The following is an 18,574-nucleotide window of genomic DNA, read 5'->3' on the forward strand; positions in this document are numbered from 1 at the left end:
GGCCAAGCCGGATCAGCAGCGCCAAGCTGAGGACTGACCAGCTCCCGCACCCGCCCCATGGCCGGCACCATCGCCCCGATCGCCAGCATCGGCGTGCCGCGGGAGATCAAGCCCGATGAACGGCGGGTGGCGCTCACCCCCGATGCCGTGCGGGAGCTGGTGAGCCATGGCTTGCAGGTGCGCATTGAGCAGGGCGCCGGCGAAGGCGCCGGCATTAGCGATGCGGCGTTTGAAGCCGCCGGGGCGGCCGTGGTGGATCAGGCGGAAGCCTGGGCCGCCCATCTGGTGGTGAAGGTGAAGGAGCCGCAGCCCGAGGAGTTCAGCTTTCTGCGGCCGGATCTAGTGCTGTTCACCTACCTGCACCTGGCGGCCTATCCAGCTGTGGGAAGAGCCCTGCTGCAGGCCGGCACCACCGCCATCGCCTACGAAACGGTGCAACTAGCCGATGGCAGCCTGCCGCTGCTGGCGCCGATGAGTGAGATCGCCGGCCGCCTGGCGGCCCAGGTGGGGGCTCACCTGCTGGAGCAACCCCACGGCGGGCGCGGGGTGCTGATGGGGGGCTGCACCGGCGTGCGCCCAGCGCGGGTGGTGGTGCTCGGCGCCGGCAGCGTGGGCTGGAATGCCGCGCGCCTCGCCGCCGCCATGGATGCGGAGGTATTCCTCCTGGATCTCTCCCCGGAACGGCTGCGGCGACTGGAGAGCCAACGGCAGGGCCGCCTGGTGAGCCTGGTGAGTAGCCGCGGGCTACTGGAGCGGCTGGTGCCCTCGGCCGATCTGTTGATCGGAGCGGTGTTGCTGCCCGGCGATCGGGCTCCCACGCTGGTGGAGGAAGGCCTGGTGGCGCAGATGCAACCGGGCTCGGTGATCGTGGATGTGGCGATCGATCAGGGGGGCTGCATCGCCACCAGCCGCGAAACCACCCACACCGATCCCGTCGTGACCATCCACGGCGTGCAGCACTACGCCGTGGGAAACATGCCCGGAGCCGTGCCGTTCACCTCCACCGAAGCACTGGTGAGCGTCACCCTTCCCTACATCGCCGCGGTGGCCGGGCGGGGGCTGGTGGAGGCCGTCACCGACCGGCCGGAGCTGGTGTCGGGGCTCAACACCGTGGCCGGGTCGGTGTGTCATCCAGGCGTCGCCAAAGCCCTTGGCCTGCCCACACGCCATCCGATGGCCTGCCTGAGCTGACACACGGAGTGGAAAAGATTGTGAGCAGGCGGGGATCCCCGCGGCCCGCCGTCCATACGTTGAAGGCACGGCCCATCCCACGCCATGGCCTACTGCCGCGCCCTTGTTCCCTTCCACAGCTCCCACTCACCCGGTGAGCTCCTTCGCCCCCTGCTTGAGCAGCTGGGTTTGGAGGTGGAGCAACCCGACCACCGCACCTTGATGGCGTTTGAGCGGCCCTGCTCCGGCCGCCGCGTGAACGACTACGTGCGCGTGTGGGCCGACTGGAGCGACATCGCCAGCACCGGGGAGCTCTGGCTGGAAACCCTGAGCGGGGAATGCATGGCCCGATCGAGCACCCGCTGCGCCTCGGTGCTCGATCGCATCTGCACCAGCCTCAATCGCTGAGCTCCAGCGCCTCGAGATACAGCCAGGCCCCATCGGGCCGGCCAGCCTCGCGGCCAAAGCGGGAGCACTCCCGCAACACTCCGGCCTCACCACCGGCGCTGTAGTGCGCAGCGAAGGTCACGGTGCCGTGCAGATCATCCGGCCCACCGGCTTCGATGGCCAGGATCTCGAGGCGGCGCCAGCGCAGCTGGCGGCAGCTGGCCTCCAGGGCGCGGCGGCGCTCCCGCGTCGGTTGCGCAGAGGGCTGGGTGCGCAGCAGATGATCGATCTCAGCCAGCGCAAAGGCGCTGTAACGCGACCGCATCAGTTGTTCAGCCGTGGCGGCGGCCTGCTCCTGGCGGTGCAGCGGACGGCAGCAGCAGCCATAGCTGGCGCCGCCACAGGGGCACGGCTGATCAGGTGCCAGGCCTGTTTTGGCGCCGAAACCAGCCATCAGTGCTGATCCTGCAAAGCAGGCAGCGGCCGGCGCAGGGCCGCCGGGGCAATCCCCTCGCGCAGGGCCAGCACCAGGCCGGCGGCCTCGCTGTAGCTGGCAGCCGGGATCACCTCCAAGCCCAAGCTCTCCGCTGTCACCTCCAGCAGGCAGGGGTTCTCCACGGCAATCACCGGAATCCCGCGTTCTGCGCAGGCCAACACGGCCGCCCCCCCCAGGGCACCGGCTGGTGCGATCACCGCGCCCACCGCGTCAATCCCCAGCGCAGAAGACCCCGTTCCCGCCGGCACCAGATTTGGAGCCCGGCCCAAGCCCACCAGCACGCAGGGCAGGAACGTGAAGCCCAGCTCCTCACCCGCTGCTCGGGGATCGAGATCGGGATCCAAAGGCAGCGGACTCAGGGCCGGAGCATGGGCGCAGGGCAAGCCCAGCTCACGGCTGAGCAGATGGCTGATCACCGCTTCCGCGCCGGCGAGGGCATCCACACCACTGCCCTGGCGATACGCGGCGAGGGCTTCGCTCTCAGGATCATCGGGAAAGCGGGCCACCACCGCAATCGCCGTGGCACCAGCGGCCTTGAGCTCACGCCCGGCCCGCAGCAGCGCCTCCGGTTGGCCGAGCTGCCCCCAGCTCACCCCACTGGCGCCCAGGCTGAGGCTCACCTCCAGCGGGCGATCGGTGGTCAGCACCGGCCCCACATCCAAGCCGAGGGTGGCGCGGCAGCCATCGGCCACCTGCAGGTGGCGGTGACGCAGCTCCGGCTCGATGCCTGCATCCAGGAGCAGCCCCACCCGTTGCTGCCGCACCGGCTGCAACAGGAGCTCACCCGCCGCAAAGCGATCGAGGCTGGAGCCTTCCACGTAGTGAAACCGCGAATCACTCCAATAGAGCGCCGCGCCATTCATCACATTCGGATGGGTGATCAGACAGCCACTGGCCGCCGCCAACAAGCGAGCCGCCGGCAGGGCATCACCGGCGTAGCCGCCCACGGCGCAACCGATGCCGGTGGGAATCACCAGCAGGGTGGGGAGCGGTGGCGCCGTGCTCATCAGGCTTCGTCCTGCTGGCGATCGCCAGCGCTGAGCACCACCGCCTCGATCTGCAGCAGCGCTGGATGATCAGCGCGCTGCTGCACAGCGGTGATCGCCCAGCGCAGAGGGGTGCCGTGAGCAGCCAACGCTGCTTCGATCTGGCTGCGCAGCGAGCCGCTCTGGCGTTCCAGCTGCAACAGCACTGGCCGCAGCTGGCTCCTGCTCACTTCTGGTACTGACCGAACTGGGCTTCGTAGAGCGCGTCTTCCTGGCCGGCGGTGAGCTTGAGGTCGCTGCGGGGGAACGCCACGCACAGCAGGGCATAACCCTGCTCCTGCAGCTCGGCCTTCACGCCCATCGCATCGGGTTGGTGCACGCTGCCCTCATGGATGCGGGCGGCACAGGTGGTGCACACGCCAGAGCAGCAGGAGCTGGGCAGCTCAACCCCGGCCGCCTCGGCTGCAGCCAACACGGTCTGCTCAGCGCTGCAGCTGAAGCTGTGGCTGGTGCCGTTGATCTCGCAAACAACGGTGTAGGTGTCGCTCATGGGGCGCAGCGGCAGCTGGGGCACGTGGCCGTTCATTGTCCCGGATCGCCGGCCCGCTGCTGCAGCTCAGTCCATTGAGCCGGATGGGGAGCCAGGTATTCCGGCGGGGCCGCATCAGCTGAAGCGGCCAAGGGAGCAGTGAGCGCCAGATCAAAAGCCAGCGAGAGGCGCACATCCTCCTCGTCGTCGTTAGCCGTCACGGCGTGATCGGTGTGGGCGGGGAACAGCACCAGCAGACCAGCCTGCGGCGCCACATCCACCCAGGGAGCATTCCAACGCTGGCCACCCGCTGTATCCGCATCAATAGGACCGCCATGGCCGACGGCCAAACCCGGCACCAACTCATTGCTCTGCTGTCTGGGGAACAAGCGCAGGCAGCCGCTGCGGCCACTGCCATCCCCGTTGAGATACAGCACCGCACTGAGGTGCGCATTGGGATGGTGATGGCGGCCCACCACCTGGCCCGGCTCACTCACCACCGGCCAAGCCCGCTGCACATGCAGCGCCACACTCCCCTCGCGAAAACCGAGGTCCTGCAGATACCCCCAGGCCTGGCGCTCCACCTCTGCCGTGATCGCAGCAAAGGCCTCCAGCCGGTGCACCTGCCAGATGCCGTTGAGGTCACCCGTCCAGGCGCAACCAGCCGTGGGATTGCCCTCGGCATCGCCGCGCAAGGCCAACACCTCCTGCATCAACAACGCCAGATCCCAAGGGTCCAGCCGCAACTGCACCCGCCCCAATGCCAACGGAAACAGCGCTTCCAACTGCATCCCCATCAACCACTCACCCGTGCTGCCATCCGTTCATCCTGCGCCCCGAGCGAGGCTGGGGCAGCAGGGACCTGACGCCCCGATGGCGGCCAAAGGAAAACCCTCGCCCCGCAGAGGCCGTATCCGCGAAGCGGTAACGGCCGAACGGGGCGAGGGTTTTCGGTTGACTAAGGGCCTCAGGCCATGGCAGCCGCGCCACCCACCACTTCCAGGATCTCCTGGGTAATGGCGGCCTGGCGGGCCTTGTTGTAGTCGAGGGTCAACGTCTTGGCGAGGGCCTTGGCGTTATCGCTCGCGTTGTTCATGGCCGTCATCCGGCTGGCGAGCTCGGAAGCAGCCGCTTCCTGGAGGGAACGCAGCAGCTGGTTCTGCAGATAGAGCGGCAGCAGTGCATTCAGCAACTGCTCCGGGGTCTGCTCGAACACGAGATCGGAGGGCAGAGAAGGCTGATCGTTCGCCACCTTGCCTGTTTCCACACCCAGCTGACCATCACGGGTGGTGAGACGGAAGATCTCATCATCCGGGCTGGCAATGCCCTGGGGATCCAGGGGCAGCAGAGTTTGTGACACCGGCTTGGAGCTCACCAGGTTGATGAACTTGGTGAAGATGATCTCCACGCGATCGGTGCTGCCTGAGAGGAACTCAGCGAGCACTTCTTCAGCAATCTGGCCAGCTTCAGCAGCGTTGGGCACCTGCTCCAGCCCCATGAAGGTGGCGCGGATGGTGTACTGGCTAGCGCGGTTCTGGAAGTAGGTGGCGACCTTGCGGCCGATCAACACCAGATCCACGGTGTAACCCTGAGCGGTGAGCTCAGCGTGCCGTTGTTCCGTGCGCTTGATGATGTTGGCGTTGTAGCCACCGCATAGACCGCGATCACCGGTGACAGCCAACAGGGTGATCGTGCTCACCTCACGGCTCTCCAGCAGGGGAGCATCCACCGATTCGAACTGCATGCGGGTCTGGAGGTTCTCCAGGATCCGCGCCAGCCGATCGGCAAACGGCCGGCTGCGCAGCACCTGCTCCTGAGCCCGACGCACTTTGGCGGCGGCCACCAGGCGCATGGCCTCGGTGATCTTGCGGGTGTTCTTAACGGAACTGATCCTGTCGCGGATCTCCTTAAGGTTCGCCATGGAAGGGGTTCTCCGGGTTAACCGTCAGGATCAGGCCGCAGCCAGCATCGACGACTTCACTTCATTGATGGCGTCCTTGAGCATGGCCTCAGACTCATCGCTGAGCACCTTCTCGGTCTGCACCTTGTTGATGAACTCGGCCTTGTTGGTCTTGAGGTACTCGCGCAGTTCTCGGCAGAACTGAACCACCGACTCCACGGGCACTTCGTCGATCATGCCCTTTACGCCGGCGTAGACCACAGCAACCTGCTCAGCCAGGATCAGGGGGCTGAACTGGGGCTGCTTGAGGATCTCGCGCAGACGCTTACCGCGGGCCAGCTGCTGCTGGGTAGCGGCGTCGAGGTCGGAGGCGAACTGAGAGAACGCGGCCAGTTCGTCGAACTGCGCCAGTTCCAGCTTCAGGGTGCCAGCGATCTTCTTGATGGCCTTGGTCTGGGCGGCACCGCCCACGCGGCTCACCGAGATACCCACGTTGATGGCGGGGCGCAGACCGGAGTTGAACAGGTCGGAGCTCAGGAACACCTGACCATCGGTGATCGAGATCACGTTGGTGGGGATGTAGGCAGACACGTCACCAGCCTGGGTTTCGATGATCGGCAGGGCGGTCATCGAGCCCTTGCCCATGGCATCGCTCAGCTTGGCGGCACGCTCGAGCAGACGGCTGTGGCAATAGAACACGTCGCCGGGGTAAGCCTCACGGCCGGGGGGACGACGGAGCAGGAGGGACATCTGGCGGTATGCCTGAGCCTGCTTGGTGAGGTCGTCATAGATGACGAGGGTGGCCTTGCCCTTGTACATGAAGGACTCAGCGATGGCCGCGCCGGTGTAGGGAGCCAGGTACTGCAGAGCAGCCGATTCAGAGGCGTTGGCGGCGACCACGATGGTGTAGTCGAGGGCTCCCTTTTCGCGCAGCACTTCCACCACGTTGGCCACAGAAGCGGCCTTCTGGCCCACGGCCACATAGACGCAGACGACGTCTTCGCCCTTCTGGTTGATGATCGTGTCGATCGCGATGGCGGTCTTGCCGGTCTGGCGGTCGCCGATGATCAGCTCGCGCTGGCCGCGGCCGATGGGGATCATCGCGTCGATGGCGGTGATGCCGGTCTGCATGGGCTCATGCACCGACTTGCGCTGGATGATGCCAGGCGCCATCGACTCGATCAGACGGGTCTCGCTGGTGGCGATGTCGCCCTTGCCATCGATCGGCAGACCCAGGGGGTTCACCACACGGCCGAGCATCGCGTCGCCCACGGGCACCGAGGCGATCTTGCCGGTGGCCTTCACGGTGCTGCCTTCCTGGATGCCCCGGCCCTCGCCCATCAGCACCGCGCCGACGTTGTCGTCTTCGAGGTTCAGAGCGATGCCCTCGGTGCCGTCTTCGAACTGCACCAGCTCACCGGCCATGACCTGATCGAGGCCATAGATGCGGGCGATACCGTCGCCGATCTGCAGAACGGTGCCGACGTTGCTGACGGAAACCGACTTGTCGTAATCAGCGATCTGTTGCTTGAGGATCGCGCTGATCTCGTCGGGGCGGATGGAAACCATGGGAGGCGAGAAAGATGAGGACGAGGGGTGAGGAAAGGATTCGGGTGCGGGGCTAGCTCACCTTGGCCAGCGCTAGTCCGAGGCGACGCACCTGACCCGCGAGGCTGGCGTCAATCACCTTGGAGCCAACCTTCACGACGAAGCCGCCGATCAGATCAGGATCCACAGAGAGTTTGATCTCCAGCTTGTCGGTACCGGCCACGGCCTGAACCTTCTTGCTGAGCTCTGCCTGCTGCTCATCGCTGAGGGCAGTGGCAGAGGTCACGTTGGCGAGAGCGATGTTGCGCTGCTCGCGGTACAGCTCAAGCATGCGGTCGAGCACCGCGTCGAGCACGCCGATGCGCTGGCGATCGGCCAGCAGCTTCAGCAGATTGAGGAACGAGGGAGTGAGCTGATCGTTGAACAGCTTCTCCAGGGCGGCCTTCTTGGCCTCGACTTCCAGAACGGGCGAGGCCATGGCCTGGCGCAGTTCGGGTGATTCGTGCCACAGGGCGAGAACGGCCTTGGCCTGATCCACCACCTGGTCAACTTCCTTGCGGCTCTCAGCCACCTGAAGGAAAGCTTCGGCGTAGGGGGTGGTGATCGAATTGAGCAGCGGCATCAGGCGTTCCCCAGAGTTTTGATGGACTGGCTGACCAGCTGGGCCTGGGCCTCAGGGCTGAGCTTGCCGGGGAGCGTGGCCAGAGCTTTCTCGATGGCCAGGCGAGCAGCTTCGCGACGCAGCTGGGTGCTGACGCGAGCGGCTTCGGCATCCATATCCGCAGCAGCGCCCTGCTTGAGGCGGGCCATCTCATCGATGGTGCGCTTCTCGCTCTCGAACCGAATGGCCTCGGCACGGGCTTTGCCGTCGGCACGGATCTGTTCGGCCTTCTGCTGGGCTTCGGCCAGATCCTTCTGAGCCTGAGCGAGCTGGGTGGTGGCACTGGCCAGGCGCTCTTCAGCGTCTTTCAGGTCGGCCAGGATGATCGCCCGACGCCGCTCCAGGATGCCGCCCAGGAAATTGGGCAGAAACTTGTAGAGGGCGAAGATGACGATCGCCAGGTTGATGATGTTGGTCTCGAACACATTGAGGTTCAGACCAAAGCCACCGTGATTGGCGAAGAGGCTAGGGAAAGTCATTTGGCGGCCAGCAGACGGTCGACGATCAGGTCACCGAGCTTCTCGGCGTCACCCTTGAGCTGGCCAAGGGCCGACTCCCGCTGGGCGTCGATCTCACGACGGGCCTGCTCACGGGAGGCATTCGCTTCAGCCGTGGCGGTGGCCAGGGCTTCGCGGTAGAGCTTGTCGGAATCCTGCTCCGCTTCCTGAATGAGCTGTTGGGTGGCCTTGCGGGCCTCCTTCAGCTGCTCACGCAGATCCGCCTCCAGGCGCTCCACCTGAGCCAGCTTTTGCTTGGCCTCGGCACGGCTGGTGGTGATGTACCCCTCGCGCTCTTCCACAACCCGGCCAACGGGGCGGAAGAACAGGGCATTGAGAATGAAGGTGAGGAGAACCACCTGCACCGCCATCAGCGGCAGGGTGGCATCGAGGTCGAACAGACCTCCCTCCGTTGCACCGAGCAGGAGCCAGCTGGTCATGAGGCGGGGGTGCGGGCGGTTGAAAGCGGTCGCGTACGGATGCAGTGAGGTGAATGGAGTGAAGAAACCCAGCCGAAGCCGGGTCTCTTCTCACCTCAGGCGCGATCAGCCGGCGAAGGGGTTGGCGAACAGCAGCACCAGTGCGACCACGAGGCCGTAGATGGTGAGAGCTTCCATGAAGGCCAGGGACAGCAGCAGGGTGCCGCGGATCTTGCCGTCAGCCTCGGGCTGGCGAGCGATGCCTTCAACAGCGGAACCGGCTGCGGTGCCCTGACCGATACCAGGGCCAATGGCGCCGAGGCCGACAGCCAGACCAGCGGCGATCACGGACGCTGCAGAGGTGATGGAATCCATGGTGGAACGAAGGATGTAGGGCGCTGGGAGAGCGCGGACGGGAACCGGGACGTTATCCCTGCGCCTGGGACATCTCGGTTTGACTCGAGATGGGCCCGGATCGTGCCGGACCTGCGCGCAAGGAGTTTGCCAGAGCGAGTGTCACGCCCTGGCGGGGAGAGGTTGAACCTCTAGTGATGCTCTTCGTGCACCGCTTCGCCGATGTAATTACCAGCGAGGGTGGCGAAGATCAAAGCCTGGATGGCGCTGGTGAACAGGCCAAGGAACATGGCCGGCAGGGGCACCAGCAGAGGCACCAGGAAGGCCAGCACAGCCACCACCAATTCGTCCGCCAGAATGTTTCCGAACAGACGGAACGAAAGGGAGAGGGGCTTGGTGAAATCTTCGATGATCTTGAACGGGAGCATGATCGGAGTCGGCTCCACGTAGTACTCGAAGTACCGGAATCCTTTGCGGCTCAGGCCTGCATAGAAGTAGGCCAGAGACACCAGCAGGGCCAAAGCCACGGTGGTGTTGATGTCGGCGGTCGGGGCGCCGAGTTCACCTTCGGGCAGATGGATCAGCTTCCAGGGCACCAGGGCACCACCCCAGTTGCACACAAAGATGAACAGGAACAGGGTGCCGATGAACGGCAGCCAATCGCGGTAGGCCTTCTCGCCGATCTGCTCGCGGGCGAGATCACGGATGTAATCCCACAGAAACTCGAGCAGGTTCTGCATGCCGCGCGGATCGCGCTCCATCTTGCGGCTGCCCACCAGCACAAAGGCCAGCAGAGCGCCGATCACCACCCAGGAGCTGAGAAACACCTGGCCGTGGATCTTGAGATTGCCCAGCTGCCAATAGAGGTGCTGACCCACCTCCAGTTCGGCAAAGGGAAGAGCGAGTGGCAAGAAACCCATCGGGTTGTGCGTTCGGTGTCGCGGGAGCGACGGTTCAGGGAGAGGCCAGCTCAGGAATCGAGCAGAACCTGAAGAATCAGGGCCGGTTTGTAGAGCAGGAAGCCGAGCAGGGCCGGCAACAGCTCCAACTGGGGTAGGCGGGCGGAGGCCAGCACCAACACCACGGGCACAAGCAGCTGCGTCTTGCCCACCTTCTTGGCGCCATTGCCGAGCTTGCCCACGCTGCGTGCCAGAAGGCGCAGATAAAGCAGGCCGGCCAGCGCACCCACCAGCAGAGAGCCGGCGATGTGAAGGTCGAATGCCAGGGCCGTGATCAGCACCGCAATGGCGGAGACGATCAAGGTGGCCAGAAGCAGACGCCGCTGGAGGCGCAGGTAGTCGTCGGAGGGGGCAGCGGCAGCCTGGGAGGCCGCCTCAACCGCCGTCGTCGGATCCGCCGGCAGATCCTCGCCCTCACCGTGCAACACCTCAGATGAAGCGCTGTTGTTGTGAGGGAGCGGGGGGGTTGCCAGCAAGGGCTCCTGCGCTCTGAAAAGGCGCGCGGAATCTATCACGCAGCGTTGCGGGCCAGGGGCTGAAGCAGCAACACGCGCTGATCCCGCAATTCCCTTGCCACAGAAGCGATCTGGCCCTCAGGCCAGCCCAGCGGCAAGCGGCCGATCGGTGTGGCCGCCGGAGCCTGCTCCAGGGCCTGCATCAGCGCCAAGCCATCGGCACTGAGATCGAGCGGCGCCATGTCGGAATCGAGCAATGCCGCACCGGGCCAACCCCACAGGCAGGGGTTGCGCTGGCCAGCGGCCGCCAGGAGCGCTGCGTCGTCGTCCCAGCTCCAGCGCTGCAGCGGCGGTTTAGCCAAGAAAAATTCGAAATGGCTGATGTCGGGATCGAGGTCTTCCACCAGCTGCCACTGCTGCAGTGGCGGTAGAGCCCTGGCCCGATCCAAAAGCTCCCCTTGCAGGAGCCGAGCCGGATCCCAAACCTGGGGATTGGAGAAGCCGGCGAACTCCAGATCGGCAGCAGCCACGAAGGCCATCAAGCGCTCGAGGTTGTAGCTGGTCTCCTGGGGATGGAGATACATGTCGGCGAAGTTGGCATCGGCGGCGCAGTCGATCGCCCATCGCTGCTCGTGATGCCGGCGCAGGCGGTTGTGCTCCGGCAGCTCGGCCAGCAGCTGGCGCCCGAGCCGCAGCCCCTGCTCTCCAGTGCCCACACCCATCGCTGTGAGGGCCCGCTGGGTGCGGTGAATCTCCCAGCGCCCGCCATCCGCGTACAAAAACAAGTGCAGCAAGGCGCCGGGTTTCAGTAGGGCTGCCAGGGCTTTCAGCCCGGCTTCGGGCTGGCGCAGGTGATGCAGCACCCCCACCGAATTGATGTAGTCGAACGGTCCTTCACCCTCCAGCTCCAGGAGGCTGCGGTTTTCAATCCGCACCTGGGCCTGCTGATGCCCGCCGGAACGACGCACGCGCTCACGGGCCACCTCGAGAGTGCCCGGCGAAATATCCACCGCCAGGATCTCGGCGCCGGGGTTGAGATGCGCCAGGTAATCCGTGCTCACCCCGGTGCCGCAGCCGGCATCCAGCACGCGCAGGGGAGCTCCATCCGCCGAACGGGGTGCCACCGCACCGGTGCAGGCGGCATAGGCCGCATCCACGCACCAGCGCCAGTTGTATCCAGGCGGTGGGCCGTCCTGGAGCGGATCACCTGGGTAGGGGAATGTGTCGTAAAAGGCGCTCACCACTGGGGTGGCGGCATCAGCCGGGGCCTGGGTCATGGCGCAGGAGGCAGCTCCGCAACCGAGCGAGCTTTTCATGGCTCAGGGGGTTGAAGCACCAGGGTTTGGGCCCGGCTGCAAACATTTGTTCATGGGGCCCCGGGAGGCCAGAGGGCCAGCCGTAACGTGCCTTGGCCTGGTTCGCTCTCCTCCATGACTGTGACCGCCAGCAGCGGCAGCAGCAGGGTTGCTCCTCAGCGCTACGACACCCTGCCGCTCTCCAGCGTCCGCGAGGCGGAACAGCAGGACCGCTTCCTCGATGGCGGTGAGCTGAACACCCTGGTGACCTTCTTCCAGAGCGGTCAGCTGCGTGTGGAAGCCGCCCGTCGCCTCTCGGCCAACGCCGAGGCGATCGTGGCCCGTGCCGCCAGCCGGATCTTTGCCGGCGGCACCCCGCTCTCCTATCTCGATGCACCCCTGAGCCCAGCGGCTGATGCCGGTGCCAACCCCCTGGCCACCGACCAAGCTGCGTTCCAGCGCTCCGTTCAGACCTTTGCCGGCGCCAGCGGCGCCAACAAGCGCGGCAATGCGCTCACCCGCCTGCTCGAAGGTGCCGGTGGCGACGCCGATGTGCGCGTGGTGCTGCCCACTGGCTTCAGCCCGATCTCGGTAGCCCGCTACGGCACCGAGCGGATGAAGAAGTCGATCCGCGACCTGGCCTGGTTCCTGCGCTACGTGGGCTACGCCGTGGTGGCGGGTGATCCCAGCATCCTGCGGGTGAACACCCGCGGCCTGCGCGATGTGCTCGAGAAGGGCTGCTCCCTGGCGGCCACCAACGTGGCCCTGCAGGAAATGCGCGCCGGCGCTGCCGAACTGCTCAAGGATCTGCCTGAAGCGCGCCAGCTCTTGATCGACAGCTTCAACGTGCTGATCGAGGAGCTGGCCGTTCCCACCCCCTCCCCACGCCAGCGCCTGGGCAGCCCTGAAAACCAGGGCCTGCAGCTGCCGGCGATCTATGCCCTGGCTGCCCAGGGCAAGGCTCAGCGCTTCAACATGAAGCCGGGCATGAGTGGCGCCCAAAAAGCCGAAGTGGTGCGCGCCGCCTACCGCCAGGTGTTTGAGCGCGACATCGCCAAGGCCTACAGCCAGATGCCCTGCCCGGTGGAAGCCACCCAGGTGCGCCAGGGCGACATCTCGATGCGGGAGTTCATCCGCTCCCTGGGCCACAGCAAGGAATACCAGCAGCAGTTCTACGGCCGGTTTGTAAACAGCCGTGTGGTGGAGCTGGCCTTCCGCCACTTCCTTGGCCGTGGCATCAGCTCCCGCGAAGAGTTCACGCGCTACTTCGACATCGTCTCCGCCCAGGGCCTCAAGGGCCTGGTGGATTCGCTGGTCAACAGCATGGAGTACGCCCAGGTGTTCGGGGAAGAAACCGTTCCCTACCTGCGCGATATCGGCGAAGAAGCTCAGGAGAGCGCTGGCTGGGGTTCCAACCGCAAGCTGTTCCGCTTCAGCGCTCCATTTGAGGGTGCCCCTCAATACGTCACCCTCTACGCCAGCTATCGCCAGCCCTACGCCGATCAGCACCCCTATGGCGGTGGCAACGATCCTCTGGGCCTGAACTACGGCGCGATCTTCCCCTCGGGAACCGCCAATGTGGGCACGCGTCCGGCACCGATCCGCTACGACAGCCGCCGGATCCTGGTGGGCAACGGCATGCGCCAGCCGGGCCAGATGAACAGCCCGCAGTTCCGCGCCTCCACTCCCCGCAAGCTCGGGCCGAAGGTGGTGCGCCTGCAGCAGATCGCCACCGGCGGCAACTCCGTTCCCCGCCGCGGCGGCCAGCCCAGCATCCGCAACACCGAAGCCAGCACCCAGGCCGTGATCCGGGCTGTGTACGTGCAGGTGCTCGGCAACACCGGTTACGCCGGTGAACAGAACAAGGTGGAGGAGATCAAGCTCGAGAACGGCGATCTCAGCCTGCGCGAATTCGTGCGCCAGGTGGCCCGCAGCGATGCCTTCCGGCGTCGTTACTGGAGCGGCCTCTACATCTGTAAGGCGATCGAGGTGATGCACCGCCGCCTGCTGGGTCGGCCCACCTTCGGCCGTTGGGAGATCGACGCCTACTTCGACGTGGCGGCTCGCAAGGGCTTCTACGGCGTGGTCGACGCCATGCTCAACAGCCCCGAGTACTCCGAGGCGTTTGGTGAAGACACCGTTCCCTACGAGCGCTTCATCACCCCCACCGACCTGAACACCCGCCGGGTGCCGGCCCTCAAGCGGGCCTTCAATGCAGCGGCGTACGCCGACACCACCCCGCGCATCCGCCCGGAGGTCACCCCTCCTGCCGATTTCCGCGGCACCGGCAGCCTCACCGAGCGCAACCTGCCCGGCCGCAGCGGTGTGATCCGCGGCGGTTGGAGCGCCACGCTCACCGGCGGTGAAACCCTGGCTCCCGCTCCCAGCGCCAGCAGCGGCCCTGGTTCGGTGCAAACCCGTCCTGCCCCGGCTCGCAGCTGGAGCGCCCCCCGCTGGCAACCCGGCGGTGGCGCAGCACCCACCTGGAGCTCCGGCACCACGAGCTTTGCTCCAGCTCCGGCAGCCCCAGCTCGCACGATTGGTGTGGGTGGCGGCTGGAGCTCCACCGTCTCCAGCGGAGCTGCGGGTGCGCTGGCTGAACAGCCTGGCGCCGCCATGGCCAAGGCGCTCAAGCCCAGTGCGCTCCAGGGCTTCAGCAAGCGCCGCAGCCTCGGCACAGCGGTGAAGCTCTCGATGCGTCCCACCAGCGCTGAGGTGAACGAAGCGATCGAGGCGGTCTACCGCCAACTGCTGGGTCGCCAGCCCCTGGCCGCCGAGGCCCTGGGCGATGCTGAATCCCAGCTGCGCAACGGGAAACTCAGCGTGGCTGAATTCGTGGCTCGCGTGGCCGGCAGCGATTTGTTTGTGAGCCGCCTCAACCGCATGGCTCCCTTTAAAGCCGCCGCTGCTGCACACCTGGCGCTGCTGGGCCGTGCCGCTCAACCGGCAGAAACCAGCCGCTTCCTCGCCACCCGCTGCAACGACGGCCTGCGCAGCGCCATCGATGCCGTGCTCAATTCCAGCGAGTACGCCAGCAGCTTCGGTCGCGACACCGTGCCCTACCTCAAAGGGATGGCCACGAGCGATGGCATTCCACTGAGCACGGTGAACCGGACCGCCGCCCTCTACGGCGGCAACGCAGCCCTCAACCCCACCGCCTGATTCGCCACCTCCGGCGATGACGCTTCAACCCCCTGCCCAACGGCAGGGGGTTTTTCATGGGAACGGATTTTTGTGACAAAACCAAGCGCAATTCACGCCAACGAAATGCAACGAAACCGATCTTGAAGCGCGATTAATTGTGAACAATTCGCGCACGGATCGCCACCAACAAGTAGCCAGAGAACCCTGTCGCTGCAAGCGTTTTCACGGACAGGACTCGCCGTGAAGAACTGTTACCGGGGGCCGGGAGGCCGCAGGGCTCTGCCACAGAATGACTCGGCGGTCAGCACTGCTGCCGCGCCTTCAGTCGCCCGCCCCCGACGCAGCCTGCTGCGGGAGGAGCACACCTCTGAAGACCTCCCCCCTTACCCACCGGATATCGGTCACCGTTCAGGCGACCGCTTGTTTCGAGGCAGAACTGCATGAGCATCGTCTCCAACTCGATCATCAACGCGGACGCCGAAGCCCGCTACCTCAGCCCTGGCGAACTCGACCAGATCAAGGCTTTCGTGAGCGGCGGTCAGCGTCGTCTTCGCGTCGCCCAGGTCCTGGCCGAGAGCCGCGAGCGCATCGTTAAGACCGCTGGCGGTGCTCTGTTCCAGAAGCGCCCCGACGTCATCTCCCCCGGCGGCAACGCCTACGGCGAGGAAATGACCGCGTCCTGCCTGCGCGACATGGACTACTACCTGCGCCTGGTGACCTACGGCATCGTCGCTGGTGATGTGACCCCGATCGAAGAGATCGGCATCATCGGCGCCAAGGAGATGTATCGCTCCCTGGGCACCCCCCTCGAAGCCATGGCTGAAGCCGTGCGCGAGATGAAGAACGCCGCCATGAGCCTGCTCACCGGCGCTGATGCCGAAGAGGCTGGCTTCTACTTCGACTACGTCGTCGGCGCCCTCTCCTGAGGATCTTTCTTCTCTAACCACCGCCTCTTCCATCAGGTTCCATGCAAGACGCCATCACCAACGTCATCAACCAGGCCGACGTCCAGGGCCTCTACCTGGACACCTCCTCCATGGGTCGCCTGGAGCAGTACTTCGCCAGCGGTGAGCTGCGCGTGCGTGCCGCTGCCACCATCAGCGCTAATGCTTCCGCGATCATCAAGGAAGCTGTGGCCAAGTCGCTGCTGTACTCGGACATCACCCGTCCCGGCGGCAACATGTACACCTGCCGTCGTTACGCGGCCTGCATCCGCGACCTCGACTACTACCTGCGCTACGCCACCTACGCCATGCTGGCTGGTGACACCTCGATCCTCGACGAGCGCGTGCTGAACGGTCTCAAGGAGACCTACAACTCCCTGGGTGTGCCCATCGGCGCCACCGTGCAGTCGATCCAGGCCATGAAGGAAGTGACCGCCTCCCTGGTGGGCCCCGATGCCGGCCGCGAAATGGGCGTGTACTTCGACTACATCAGCTCCGGCCTGGGTAACTGATCCCTGCCTTCGGCACACCTCGAGGATCCACCCATGCGCCTGTTCAAAGTCACCGCCTGCATCCCCTGCCCTGAAAAGGCCCGTTCCCAGCGCGAGCTGCAGAACACCTTTTTCACCAAGTGGGTGCCTTACGAAAGCTGGTTCGCTGAACAGCAGCGGATCATGAAGCAAGGCGGCAAGATCCTGAAGGTTGAACTGGTCTCCGGTCGCCGTCAGGTGAACGTGGGCAACTGATCTTCAGAGCCAATTCAGCGCTCTCGCGCTTCGAAAAAGCCCGGCCAAGCCGGGCTTTTTTTATGGCCATTTGATTGGCAAGGTCACCGCAGATACGGGATAGTCGGAACCTCATTTCCACGCAGCATTGGCCCGTTCCGCCAACTCATCCGGCCTCTTGCCTGTGCCCTTCAGCCATTGGCCAGCGGAAGCTCGCCTGCTGCTGGGGATGGTGGCCCTCTGGAGCGTGTTGGGCCTGGTGGTGCTGGGCTCGGCCAGCTGGTGGGTGGCCGCTCGCGAAATGGGCGATCCCACCTACTACCTGAAACGCCAGGCGATCTGGATGGTCGCCAGCTGGGGCTTGCTCTACCTCGGCATCAAGATCAACCTGCGCCGCTGGCTGCGCATGGCCGGCCCGGCTTTGCTGGTGGGCATGGTGCTCGTAGCCCTCACCCTGGTGATCGGCAGCACCGTGAATGGCGCCAGCCGCTGGCTGGTGATCGGCCCCATCCAGATCCAGCCCACCGAGCTGATCAAACCCTTCCTGGTATTGCAGGGTGCGGCGCTGTTCTCCCACTGGAGCCGCATCGCCCCCGATCAAAAACTCACCTGGCTGGGGGTTTTTGCGGTGACCCTCGGCCTGATCCTCAAACAGCCCAACCTGAGCACGGCCTCGCTCTGCGGAATCCTGCTGTGGCTGATGGCCCTGGCTTCAGGACTACCGCTCTGGGCGATGCTCGGCAGCGCCGGCCTCGGCTTCAGCGTGGCCGTCGGCAGCATCTCGATCAACGAATACCAACGCATCCGGGTGACCTCCTTCCTCAACCCCTGGAAGGACGCCCAAGGCGATGGCTATCAGTTGGTGCAGAGCCTCTTGGCCATCGGCTCCGGCGGCCTCTGGGGCGAGGGCTTCGGCCTCTCCACCCAGAAGCTCCAATACCTGCCGATCCAAAGCACCGATTTCATCTTTGCCGTGTTTGCCGAAGAATTCGGCTACGTGGGTTCGGTGTTGCTGCTGCTGTTTTTGCTGCTGTTTGGGTTCGTGGGGCTGCGGGTGGCCCTGAGCTGCCGCAGCAACCAGCAACGCCTCGTGGCGATCGGTTGCACCGCCTTGCTGGTGGGCCAGTCGATCCTCAACATCGCCGTGGCCAGCGGTGCCATGCCCACCACCGGCCTGCCCTTGCCGATGATCAGCTATGGCGGCAACTCCTTGCTCTCCAGCCTGCTCACGGCGGGCCTGCTACTGCGCTGTGCCCTGGAGGGTGCTGGCCTTGAGCCGGGGCGCCCGCGCCGGCGGGAAGAACGCCAACGGGAAGGCTCAGCCCGCGGAAGCCTCTCGATAGGCTGACCCCACTGCCGACTCAAGAACCGCGATGGTGGCTCCGGCCCTGGCCGACTGGGCCCGCAGCGGAGAGCAGCTGCTCAGCAGCTCCCTGGCCCATCCCAGTGCTGTCACCGTGCTGTTGGTGTTTGCCGGTGGCTTGATCACCAGCCTGGGCCCCTGCTCGCTCTCGCTGCTGCCGGTCACCCTGGCCTACCTGGCCGGCTTCGACGACCAGCAGGAGAAGCCCTGGCAGCGAAGCCTCAGCTTCTGCGGCGGCATCGTGGCGTCGCTGGTGCTGCTCGGCCTGGCCAGTGGCGCCCTGGGGCGCATCTATGGCCAAGTGCCTGGCCTGATCCCCACGCTGGTGGCCGTGCTGGCGGTGCTGATGGGCCTCAACCTGCTCGGCCTGTTGCCCCTGCAACTGCCGAACGGGCCGGATCCGGAGCAATGGCGCCAACGGGTGCCCAAAGCCCTCGCTCCCCTGGCGGCCGGCCTGGCCTTCGGACTGGCGGCATCACCCTGCACCACGCCGGTGTTGGCGGTGTTGCTGGCCTGGATCGCCCAGGCCGGTGAACCCCTGGCCGGGGTGGTGTTGCTCACCGCCTTTGCCGGCGGGCAGGTGATGCCGCTGCTGCTGGCGGGCACAGCTGCCGCCTGGGTGCCCCGCTTGCTGGCCCTCCGGGCCCTGGGCCAATGGGTTCCCCCCATCAGCGGCGTGGTGCTGCTGGCCACAGGCACACTCACCCTTCTGGCCCGCTGGGGCTGAGCCTTCACGCACGTG

At 65.6% G+C, this 18,574-nt stretch carries 22 protein-coding genes; 8 read left to right on the forward strand and 14 right to left on the reverse strand.

Annotation, left to right across the window (positions count from 1 at the left end):
- The first annotated feature begins 57 nt into the window (after positions 1-57).
- Together ald and CB0101_RS06815 are read left to right on the forward strand one after the other, a co-directional pair.
- Positions 58-1,191, forward strand: coding sequence for an alanine dehydrogenase (ald, locus tag CB0101_RS06810; protein WP_010310916.1), 1,134 nt, complete (start codon positions 58-60; stop codon positions 1,189-1,191).
- 84 nt (positions 1,192-1,275) lie between these two features.
- Positions 1,276-1,578, forward strand: coding sequence for a hypothetical protein (locus CB0101_RS06815; protein WP_010310918.1), 303 nt, complete (start codon positions 1,276-1,278; stop codon positions 1,576-1,578).
- Here CB0101_RS06815 and CB0101_RS06820 read toward each other — a convergent pair.
- The 14 genes from CB0101_RS06820 to CB0101_RS06885 form a co-directional block, all read right to left on the reverse strand.
- On the reverse strand, positions 1,568-2,011 hold the full coding sequence (locus CB0101_RS06820; protein WP_010310921.1) for a YchJ family protein: 444 nt from the start codon (positions 2,009-2,011) through the stop codon (positions 1,568-1,570). The two genes, CB0101_RS06815 and CB0101_RS06820, sit on opposite strands and share 11 nt — an antisense overlap.
- Entirely contained in the window at positions 2,011-3,060 is a 1,050-nt protein-coding gene (locus CB0101_RS06825) for a DUF3326 domain-containing protein (protein ID WP_010310923.1), read from the reverse strand. The genes CB0101_RS06820 and CB0101_RS06825 overlap by 1 nt, the downstream gene beginning before the upstream one ends.
- Positions 3,060-3,269: a hypothetical protein gene (locus tag CB0101_RS06830; protein ID WP_010310925.1), complete on the reverse strand. Its 210-nt coding sequence runs from the start codon at positions 3,267-3,269 to the stop codon at positions 3,060-3,062. The genes CB0101_RS06825 and CB0101_RS06830 overlap by 1 nt, the downstream gene beginning before the upstream one ends.
- A complete protein-coding gene (locus CB0101_RS06835; RefSeq protein WP_029553094.1) occupies positions 3,266-3,589 on the reverse strand; it encodes a 2Fe-2S iron-sulfur cluster-binding protein in 324 nt (107 codons plus the stop codon). Before CB0101_RS06835 ends, CB0101_RS06830 begins: the two co-directional genes overlap by 4 nt.
- Positions 3,590-3,621: 32 nt before the next feature.
- Positions 3,622-4,359 (reverse strand): putative 2OG-Fe(II) oxygenase, encoded by a 738-nt coding sequence (locus tag CB0101_RS06840; protein ID WP_010310928.1) that lies wholly within the window; start codon positions 4,357-4,359, stop codon positions 3,622-3,624.
- Positions 4,360-4,535: 176 nt separating this feature from the next.
- The gene (locus tag CB0101_RS06845; RefSeq protein WP_010310931.1) at positions 4,536-5,489 is read right to left on the reverse strand and encodes a F0F1 ATP synthase subunit gamma; all 954 of its coding nucleotides are present in this window, start codon (positions 5,487-5,489) and stop codon (positions 4,536-4,538) included.
- 30 nt (positions 5,490-5,519) lie between these two features.
- Positions 5,520-7,037: a F0F1 ATP synthase subunit alpha gene (atpA, locus tag CB0101_RS06850; RefSeq protein ID WP_010310933.1), complete on the reverse strand. Its 1,518-nt coding sequence runs from the start codon at positions 7,035-7,037 to the stop codon at positions 5,520-5,522.
- A gap of 52 nt (positions 7,038-7,089) precedes the next feature.
- A complete protein-coding gene (gene atpH / locus CB0101_RS06855; RefSeq protein WP_010310935.1) occupies positions 7,090-7,638 on the reverse strand; it encodes an ATP synthase F1 subunit delta in 549 nt (182 codons plus the stop codon).
- A complete protein-coding gene (locus CB0101_RS06860) occupies positions 7,638-8,156 on the reverse strand; it encodes a F0F1 ATP synthase subunit B (RefSeq protein ID WP_010310936.1) in 519 nt (172 codons plus the stop codon). Before CB0101_RS06860 ends, atpH begins: the two co-directional genes overlap by 1 nt.
- The gene (locus CB0101_RS06865; protein WP_010310938.1) at positions 8,153-8,614 is read right to left on the reverse strand and encodes a F0F1 ATP synthase subunit B'; all 462 of its coding nucleotides are present in this window, start codon (positions 8,612-8,614) and stop codon (positions 8,153-8,155) included. Before CB0101_RS06865 ends, CB0101_RS06860 begins: the two co-directional genes overlap by 4 nt.
- Before the next feature lie 105 nt (positions 8,615-8,719).
- Entirely contained in the window at positions 8,720-8,968 is a 249-nt protein-coding gene (gene atpE, locus CB0101_RS06870) for an ATP synthase F0 subunit C (RefSeq protein WP_010310940.1), read from the reverse strand.
- A gap of 170 nt (positions 8,969-9,138) precedes the next feature.
- Positions 9,139-9,867, reverse strand: a complete 729-nt coding sequence (gene atpB / locus CB0101_RS06875; RefSeq protein ID WP_010310941.1) for a F0F1 ATP synthase subunit A — start codon at positions 9,865-9,867, stop codon at positions 9,139-9,141.
- A gap of 50 nt (positions 9,868-9,917) precedes the next feature.
- Positions 9,918-10,382, reverse strand: coding sequence for a hypothetical protein (locus CB0101_RS06880; RefSeq protein WP_010310944.1), 465 nt, complete (start codon positions 10,380-10,382; stop codon positions 9,918-9,920).
- Between the two features lie 35 nt (positions 10,383-10,417).
- Positions 10,418-11,677 carry a methyltransferase gene (locus CB0101_RS06885; RefSeq protein ID WP_010310946.1) on the reverse strand — a complete coding sequence of 420 codons (1,260 nt, stop codon included), beginning with the start codon at positions 11,675-11,677 and terminating at the stop codon, positions 10,418-10,420.
- A 114-nt stretch (positions 11,678-11,791) separates the two neighbouring features.
- Between CB0101_RS06885 and CB0101_RS06890 the strand changes: the two genes are divergently transcribed.
- The 6 genes from CB0101_RS06890 to CB0101_RS06915 all read left to right on the forward strand — a co-directional run bounded on the left by CB0101_RS06890 (position 11,792) and on the right by CB0101_RS06915 (position 18,559).
- A complete protein-coding gene (locus CB0101_RS06890; protein WP_029553097.1) occupies positions 11,792-14,818 on the forward strand; it encodes a phycobilisome rod-core linker polypeptide in 3,027 nt (1,008 codons plus the stop codon).
- Between the two features lie 422 nt (positions 14,819-15,240).
- Positions 15,241-15,726 (forward strand): allophycocyanin subunit alpha, encoded by a 486-nt coding sequence (locus CB0101_RS06895; protein WP_010310950.1) that lies wholly within the window; start codon positions 15,241-15,243, stop codon positions 15,724-15,726.
- A 41-nt stretch (positions 15,727-15,767) separates the two neighbouring features.
- Complete coding sequence (gene apcB, locus CB0101_RS06900; RefSeq protein ID WP_010310952.1) at positions 15,768-16,256, forward strand: allophycocyanin subunit beta; 489 nt, start codon at positions 15,768-15,770, stop codon at positions 16,254-16,256.
- A 33-nt stretch (positions 16,257-16,289) separates the two neighbouring features.
- Entirely contained in the window at positions 16,290-16,490 is a 201-nt protein-coding gene (locus tag CB0101_RS06905; protein ID WP_010310954.1) for a phycobilisome linker polypeptide, read from the forward strand.
- A 127-nt stretch (positions 16,491-16,617) separates the two neighbouring features.
- A complete protein-coding gene (locus CB0101_RS06910) occupies positions 16,618-17,817 on the forward strand; it encodes an FtsW/RodA/SpoVE family cell cycle protein (protein ID WP_010310956.1) in 1,200 nt (399 codons plus the stop codon).
- A 25-nt stretch (positions 17,818-17,842) separates the two neighbouring features.
- On the forward strand, positions 17,843-18,559 hold the full coding sequence (locus CB0101_RS06915) for a cytochrome c biogenesis CcdA family protein (protein ID WP_010310959.1): 717 nt from the start codon (positions 17,843-17,845) through the stop codon (positions 18,557-18,559).
- Positions 18,560-18,574: the final 15 nt, after the last annotated feature.

It is taken from the genome of Synechococcus sp. CB0101, from assembly GCF_000179235.2.
Classification (GTDB): domain Bacteria; phylum Cyanobacteriota; class Cyanobacteriia; order PCC-6307; family Cyanobiaceae; genus Vulcanococcus.

Bases quoted from the DNA above. Each gene is read 5' to 3' on its own strand.
- CB0101_RS06860 (WP_010310936.1), bottom strand. From the start codon at position 8,156: ATGACTTTCCCTAGCCTCTTCGCCAATCACGGTGGCTTTGGTCTGAAC.
- ald (WP_010310916.1), top strand. From the start codon at position 58: ATGGCCGGCACCATCGCCCCGATCGCCAGCATCGGCGTGCCGCGGGAG.
- CB0101_RS06885 (WP_010310946.1), bottom strand. From the start codon at position 11,677: ATGAAAAGCTCGCTCGGTTGCGGAGCTGCCTCCTGCGCCATGACCCAG.
- CB0101_RS06890 (WP_029553097.1), top strand. From the start codon at position 11,792: ATGACTGTGACCGCCAGCAGCGGCAGCAGCAGGGTTGCTCCTCAGCGC.
- CB0101_RS06820 (WP_010310921.1), bottom strand. From the start codon at position 2,011: ATGGCTGGTTTCGGCGCCAAAACAGGCCTGGCACCTGATCAGCCGTGC.
- apcB (WP_010310952.1), top strand. From the start codon at position 15,768: ATGCAAGACGCCATCACCAACGTCATCAACCAGGCCGACGTCCAGGGC.
- CB0101_RS06815 (WP_010310918.1), top strand. From the start codon at position 1,276: ATGGCCTACTGCCGCGCCCTTGTTCCCTTCCACAGCTCCCACTCACCC.
- atpE (WP_010310940.1), bottom strand. From the start codon at position 8,968: ATGGATTCCATCACCTCTGCAGCGTCCGTGATCGCCGCTGGTCTGGCT.
- CB0101_RS06840 (WP_010310928.1), bottom strand. From the start codon at position 4,359: ATGCAGTTGGAAGCGCTGTTTCCGTTGGCATTGGGGCGGGTGCAGTTG.
- CB0101_RS06825 (WP_010310923.1), bottom strand. From the start codon at position 3,060: ATGAGCACGGCGCCACCGCTCCCCACCCTGCTGGTGATTCCCACCGGC.
- atpB (WP_010310941.1), bottom strand. From the start codon at position 9,867: ATGGGTTTCTTGCCACTCGCTCTTCCCTTTGCCGAACTGGAGGTGGGT.
- CB0101_RS06895 (WP_010310950.1), top strand. From the start codon at position 15,241: ATGAGCATCGTCTCCAACTCGATCATCAACGCGGACGCCGAAGCCCGC.
- atpH (WP_010310935.1), bottom strand. From the start codon at position 7,638: ATGCCGCTGCTCAATTCGATCACCACCCCCTACGCCGAAGCTTTCCTT.
- CB0101_RS06865 (WP_010310938.1), bottom strand. From the start codon at position 8,614: ATGACCAGCTGGCTCCTGCTCGGTGCAACGGAGGGAGGTCTGTTCGAC.
- CB0101_RS06905 (WP_010310954.1), top strand. From the start codon at position 16,290: ATGCGCCTGTTCAAAGTCACCGCCTGCATCCCCTGCCCTGAAAAGGCC.
- atpA (WP_010310933.1), bottom strand. From the start codon at position 7,037: ATGGTTTCCATCCGCCCCGACGAGATCAGCGCGATCCTCAAGCAACAG.
- CB0101_RS06835 (WP_029553094.1), bottom strand. From the start codon at position 3,589: ATGAGCGACACCTACACCGTTGTTTGCGAGATCAACGGCACCAGCCAC.
- CB0101_RS06845 (WP_010310931.1), bottom strand. From the start codon at position 5,489: ATGGCGAACCTTAAGGAGATCCGCGACAGGATCAGTTCCGTTAAGAAC.
- CB0101_RS06915 (WP_010310959.1), top strand. From the start codon at position 17,843: ATGGTGGCTCCGGCCCTGGCCGACTGGGCCCGCAGCGGAGAGCAGCTG.